This is a genomic window from Nitratireductor aquibiodomus NL21 = JCM 21793, assembly GCF_000615975.1.
Lineage (GTDB): Bacteria > Pseudomonadota > Alphaproteobacteria > Rhizobiales > Rhizobiaceae > Nitratireductor > Nitratireductor aquibiodomus.
In genome coordinates, this window is sequence record NZ_BAMP01000154.1 from 1 (window position 1) to 4,532 (window position 4,532).

The 4,532-nt window shown below is 62.6% G+C and carries 5 protein-coding genes; 4 read left to right on the plus strand and 1 reads right to left on the minus strand.

The window, feature by feature from the left end:
* A partial coding sequence (locus JCM21793_RS22535; protein WP_025031800.1) for an FAD-dependent oxidoreductase occupies positions 1-497 on the minus strand: 497 nt, incomplete at its 3' end.
* Between the two features lie 111 nt (positions 498-608).
* Here JCM21793_RS22535 and tesB point away from each other — a divergent pair.
* The 4 genes from tesB to JCM21793_RS22555 all read left to right on the plus strand — a co-directional run.
* A complete protein-coding gene (tesB, locus tag JCM21793_RS22540) occupies positions 609-1,475 on the plus strand; it encodes an acyl-CoA thioesterase II (protein ID WP_025031801.1) in 867 nt (288 codons plus the stop codon).
* Positions 1,476-1,693: 218 nt separating this feature from the next.
* Positions 1,694-2,032: a P-II family nitrogen regulator gene (locus tag JCM21793_RS22545; RefSeq protein WP_007008333.1), complete on the plus strand. Its 339-nt coding sequence runs from the start codon at positions 1,694-1,696 to the stop codon at positions 2,030-2,032.
* A gap of 28 nt (positions 2,033-2,060) precedes the next feature.
* Complete coding sequence (gene amt / locus JCM21793_RS22550; RefSeq protein WP_025031802.1) at positions 2,061-3,404, plus strand: ammonium transporter AmtB; 1,344 nt, start codon at positions 2,061-2,063, stop codon at positions 3,402-3,404.
* Between the two features lie 209 nt (positions 3,405-3,613).
* The coding region (locus tag JCM21793_RS22555) for a DNA translocase FtsK 4TM domain-containing protein (protein WP_244439980.1) at positions 3,614-4,532 on the plus strand (919 nt) is incomplete at its 3' end.

Here is a 4,532-nt window from a genome sequence, read left to right on the forward strand (position 1 = left end):
CGGCATGTGGTCCCGTCGGCCAGGCTCACCGTCACATGGCCGCCCATGTCGGCAAAACCGTCCACCGCCACGCCCTCGATGATCTCGATGCCGCTTTCGGCGGCGCGGGCGCGCAGCGCGCCGTTCATCACCCGGTTCGGCACCATGTGGGCGAAAGGCTCGCCTTCGCCGGTCTCGCCACCGAAGGTGAGGAAAACCGGCCGCACCACATCGGCGGTGCGCGAATCGGTGATCTCCATCTCGGTTATGGGCTGTGCCTCCGGCTCGATCTCCGTCCAGCAGTCGAGGCGCATGAGCATCCGGCAGGCCGCCGCGGCAATCGCCGAGGCGCGTCCGTCGCGTTGCCAAACGCCTTCCGGCGCGGCATCCACCAGCGCCACTTTCAGGCCCGGATGCGCGCGGGCGATGGAAACGGCGGTCGCTAGGCCGACATAGCCGGCGCCGGCGATCAGGATGTCCAGTTCGCGCGGGGATGTCTGTTTCGTGTTTCCGGCCATAGCGGCACCTCATTCGCCATCACTGTTCCTGCGTGTCCTTGTCTTGACTTGTCGCCCGCCTTCGTCTTGGAAACCGTCAGCCATATCTTTCGCTGCCGGAGGGAACCATTCATGTCGTCGGCCATGCAGGACCTGCTTGCCATACTCGATCTTGAGCCGCTCGAACACAATCTGTTTCGTGGTCGCAGCCCACAATCGGCCTGGCAGCGCGTTTTCGGCGGGCAGGTGATTGGTCAGGCGCTCGTCGCCGCCCAGCGCACCGTCGATGCTGCCCGTCATGTCCACTCGCTCCACTGCTACTTCATGCGGCCTGGCGATCCCGCCGTGCCGATCATCTACGAGGTGGACCGCATCCGCGATGGCGGCAGCTTCACCACACGCCGCGTTGTCGCCATCCAGCATGGCCACGCCATCTTTTCGCTCTCGGCCTCCTTCCAGAAGGAGGAGCCAGGTCTCGACCATCAGCTTCCCATGCCTGAAGGTGTCACGCCTCCGGAAAACCTGCGTACCCAGCGCGAGTTTCTCGCCGAGTTCGGCGAGCGTGTGCCGGAAAACATCCGTCGCTACTGGGCGCGCGAGCGCCCTATCGAGGTCCGCCCCGTCATCATCGAGCACTATACAAGCCGCGACAAGCTGCCGCCGCGCCAGGACGTCTGGATCCGCACCACAGGACCGGTGCCGGACGATCGCGCTTTGCAGGCGGCTGTGCTCGCCTATCTTTCCGACATGACACTGCTCGATACTTCCACCTTCGCCCATGGTCGCAACGGGTTCGATCCGGATATCCAGATGGCAAGTCTCGACCACGCCATGTGGTTCCATCGTCCGCACCGGCTCGATGACTGGCTGCTCTACACGCAGGATAGCCCCTCGGCACAGGGTGCGCGCGGCTTCTCCCGCGGAAGCCTCTACGCGCTTGATGGCACGCTCGTCGCGTCGGTTGCCCAAGAGGGGCTGGTTCGACTGCGTACAAAATAAGCAAAAGTATATTTATGCCTATTTATTAGTCATTCATGTGCGCTCAAGGCTGCCTTGCGATCAGGCCTCCTGAGGACTTTCCTATATTTTACAATAGGTTGAATGCCGAATAGCCAAACTGGCACGGCATTTGATTCTCCTTTGCTGTCGCGGTCCGCATGGCGGTTCGCGCGATGCAGGCAACCCGCGGGATCCCGCAACAGCAAAGGTGAACTGCCATGAAAATAGTGATGGCAATCGTCAAGCCCTTCAAGCTGGAGGCTGTGCGCGAAGCGCTTACCGGCCTCGGCATACAAGGCCTCACCGTCACGGAGGTGAAGGGCTACGGACGACAGAAAGGACACACGGAAATCTATCGCGGCGCCGAATATGCCGTGACCTTCCTGCCCAAGGTCAAGATCGAGGTGGCGGTCGATTCCGACATGGTCGACCAGGTGGTCGAGGCCATCGTCGAGGCCGCCCGCACCGGACAGATCGGCGACGGCAAGGTCTTTGTCCACGCACTCGACAGGGCGGTGCGAATCCGCACCGGCGAGTCCGGCGTCGAAGCCCTTTAAGCGGCAGCACATTCCGATGGAGAATCAGATGATGTATCGAACACTGAAAAGCGCCGCAGGTCCGCTGGCGCTGGGCGGGCTCGCGCTGGCGACCATGTCCTTTCCGGCTCTGGCACAGGAAGCTGCCGAGGCCGCGCCCGAATTCGCCTCGGCTTCCGAGACGGCATTCATTTTCAACACGCTGCTCTTTCTCATGGGCGGCTTTCTGGTCATGTGGATGGCGGCCGGCTTTGCCATGCTCGAAGCAGGCATGGTGCGCACCAAGAATGTCTCCATGCAGCTTTTGAAGAACATCGCGCTCTATTCCATCGCCGGCATCATGTACTGGGTGGTGGGTTACAGCCTGATGTATGTGGATGTGTCGAGCTATATCGGCACCTTTGCGCCCTATAGCTGGCCGGCTGCAGGCACGGCCAATGAGGGCGATTATTCCGTCGCTTCCGACTGGTTCTTCCAGATGGTCTTCGTCGCCACCGCCGCCTCCATCGTTTCGGGCACGCTGGCCGAGCGAATCAAACTGTGGCCGTTTCTCATCTTCGTTGTCGTGCTCACCGGCTTCATCTATCCGATCGCCGGTTCGTGGAAGTGGGGTGCAGGCTGGCTCGACGCCATGGGCTTCCAGGATTTCGCCGGCTCCACGCTGGTTCACTCCGTGGGCGGCTGGGCGGCTCTCGCCGGAGCGCTCCTTCTTGGCGCACGCAGCGGGAAGTTTGCTTCAGACGGCAAGGTGACGCCGATCCCGGGCTCCAACATGGCGCTCGCCACGCTTGGCACTTTCATTCTCTGGCTCGGCTGGTTCGGCTTCAACGGTGCCTCACAGCTTGCCATGGGCTCCAATGCCGATGCATCCGACATCAGCCGCATCTTTGCCAACACCAACCTGGCTGCCGCTGCAGGTGTCGTTGCTGCGCTGATCCTCACGCAGATCCTCTACAAGAAGGTCGATATCACCTTCGTCTTGAACGGCGCTCTGGCCGGTCTCGTGTCCATCACCGCGGAGCCGCTCACGCCGAGCCCGTTCATGGCCATCGTCATCGGTGCTGTCGGCGGTGTCATTGTGGTGCTCACCGTGCCGCTGCTCGACAAGCTCAAGATCGACGATGTGGTGGGCGCGATCCCCGTGCATCTCATCGCCGGTATCTGGGGGACGCTTGCCGTGCCGCTCACCAACAGCGATGCGAGCTTCAGCGTGCAGATTGTCGGCATCGTCGCTTATGGCGTCTTCACTTTCGCCGTGTCCTTCGTGGTCTGGATGATCCTCAAGTCGACCATGGGATTGCGGGTGAGCGCAGAAGACGAAATGAACGGTCTCGATGTGGCCGAGGTGGGCGTCGAAGCCTATCCGGAGTTCATGCCCATGCATGGGCGCTGATCGCAGATACACTTGCCTGACAACCGGCTTTCGGGCCGGTTGCCTTCCTGAGGGGCCCGGTTCGCCGGGCCCTTTTTTCATGGTTCGAGAAATTGTGCCCCGATCCTCCATGGTTAATGCCGTCTTAACCATCCGCTCGCTAGGGTCGAAGGCGAGTCATCACGGCGCGTTTCGCGTCGAAAGCAACGCGCGAGCGGAGAATTGTGCGCATGAGTTCCGGGTCTTCGGCATTCCTGGCGATGGATGAAAACAGCTATGGCCTGCAGGCTTTCCTGCGCCGGCAGGCAGCACGTGCGGGTGGCCTTGCGCTTCTGGCCTTCGTGGCGTTTGCGGTGGCGGCGCTCGCCACCTGGAACGTGGCGGATCCCAGCTTCAGCCATGCGACGGCCAATCCCGTCACCAATGCGATGGGTTATCCCGGCGCGGTGTTTTCCGATCTCGCCATGCAGTTTTATGGTCTTGCGGCACTGGTCGGGCTCGTGCCGGCGGTTTGCTGGGGCGCTCTTCTTCTGCTTGGCCGGCAGATCGACCGCGGTGTGAGGCGTGCCGGTTCCTGGTTCCTCGGTGCTGTCCTTGCCGCGGGCATCGTCGGCGCTTTCGCGCCGCCGCCCACCTGGCCCCTCCCTACCGGCCTTGGTGGTGTTCTGGGCGACATGATTCTTTCCCTCCCGGCCAAGTTCATCGGTGCTTATCCGCGTGGCTTCGCCGGCTTCGTCATCGCTGCCATTCTTGCGGCGCCTGCCGGCTGGCTGCTTGCCTATGGCGCGGGTCTGATCTCGCGTCCGGGTGCAGACGACTTCGCAGACGATATGGAAGACGAAGCGGCCTTCGACACGCTGGACGATGAGGAAGAAAGCGGGGGCTCGGTCATCCTTGGCTATATGGCGCACTGGTGGCTGTCCTTCTGCGCGTTCTTCCGTCGCAACCTCGTGCGTGCCGCCCCCCGCGAAAGCCAGCGGGTGCGCGCCGCCGACATGGATGAGGACGGGGACATGCCGTTCGACGATTTCGATATGGACGTGCGGAGCGAGGATGCGCGTGTCGAGCCGGATTTCGACGATGCGCCGGCAGCACCCCGTGTCCGCGTCGAGCCCGAATTCGATGCACCGGCGCCGCAGCCAGCGGCCG